This window comes from Streptomyces sp. SPB074, from assembly GCF_000154905.1.
GTDB lineage: Bacteria > Actinomycetota > Actinomycetes > Streptomycetales > Streptomycetaceae > Streptomyces.
In genome coordinates, this window is record NZ_GG770539.1 from 5,471,374 (window position 1) to 5,472,891 (window position 1,518).

General features: G+C 75.4%; 2 protein-coding genes. Both read right to left on the bottom strand.

All coding sequences use genetic code 11. The features are described from left to right. A partial coding sequence (locus SSBG_RS23230; protein WP_234010630.1) for an aldolase/citrate lyase family protein occupies window positions 1-392 on the bottom strand: 392 nt, incomplete at its 3' end. Further along, on the bottom strand, window positions 389-1,518 hold a 1,130-nt coding region (locus SSBG_RS23235), incomplete at its 5' end, for a CaiB/BaiF CoA transferase family protein (protein WP_037870472.1). The genes SSBG_RS23235 and SSBG_RS23230, both read right to left, overlap by 4 nt.

Genomic DNA, 1,518 nt, shown 5'->3' on the forward strand with positions numbered 1-1,518 from the left:
CACTCCAGGATCGGGTAGAGCTCGGGGACCGGCGCCCCGCCGCAGGCGACCGCCGCGCGCCGGACGTCCTCCGGGCCCCGCGACTTGGGCAGCCGCAGGCCCGACAGGTGCGGCAGCCCGGCGAGCGCCGCCACGTCGTGCGCGCCCCAGGGCCCGTCCAGGTGGTTGACGCGCACGTGCACCGGCACGGGCACCGGCTCCGAGAGGAGTTCCACGACGGCGGCGCGCGCGTACTCCTTGCCGTCGGAGGCGACCGCGTCCTCCAGGTCCACGAGGACGACGTCCGCGCCCGCCGAGAGCGCCTTCTCGACCCGTGCGGGCCGGTCGCCGGGCACGTACAGCCAGGTCAGCGGTGTGGTGGACAGACCGTTCTCCCTCGTCTCGCTCGTCATACCGCGCCCGCCGCCCGCAGCCGCGCGATGTCCCCGGCGCCGAAACCGGCCTCGGCGAGCACCGCGTCCGTGTCCGCGCCGTGCGGCCGCCCCGTCCAGCGGATGTGCCCCGGTGTCTCCGAGAGCCGGAACAGGACGTTCTGCATCCGCAGCCGCCCCAGCTCGGGATCGTCGAAGACGGGCAGCGAGCCGAGTGCCGCGTACTGCGGGTCGGCCATGACGTCGGCGACGTCCTGCACGGGCGCGATCGCCGCGTCCGCCCGTTCGAAGGCGTCCACGACCTCCGCGCGCCCGCGCGCCGCGATCCAGGAGCCCACCGCCTCGTCCAGTTCCTCCGCGTGCGCGGCGCGCCCGGCGCCGCTCGCGAACCACGCCTCCTCGATCAGCTCGGGGCGCCCCACGAGCCGCAGCACCCGCTCGGCCACGGACTGCGCCGAGGTCGAGACCGCGACCCAGCGGCCGTCCGCCGTGCGGTACGTGTTGCGCGGCGCGTTGTTCGTGGAGCGGTTGCCGGTACGCGGCTGGACGTAGCCGAGCTGGTCGAACCAGAGGGGCTGCGGGCCGAGCACCGTCAGGATCGGCTCGATGATCGCGAGGTCCACGACCTGGCCGCGCCCCGTGCGCTCGCGCCCGGCGAGCGCCGTCATGACCGCGTACGCCGTCGCGAGCGCCGCGATCGAGTCCGCGAGCCCGAACGGCGGCAGCACCGGAGGCCCGTCCGGCTCCCCGGTGATCGCGGCGAAGCCGCTCATGGCCTCCGCGAGCGTCCCGAAGCCCGGTCGCTTCGCGTACGGGCCGAACTGGCCGAAGCCCGTGACGCGGGCGAGGACGAGCCGGGGGTTGACCTCGCTCAGTTCCGCCCAGCCCAGGCCCCAGCGCTCCAGCGTCCCCGGGCGGAAGTTCTCGATCACGACGTCGGCGTCCGCGACGAGCCGCAGCAGCACCTCGCGGCCCTCGGGGCGTGACAGGTCCGCCGTCGAGTTCCGCTTCCCGCGCCCGAGCAGCTTCCACCACAGCCCCACGCCGTCCTTGCCGGGTCCGTGCCCGCGCGAGGGATCGGGCCGGGTGGGGTGCTCGATCTTGACGACGTCCGCGCCGAAGTCCGCGAGCATCGTCGCGGCGAGCG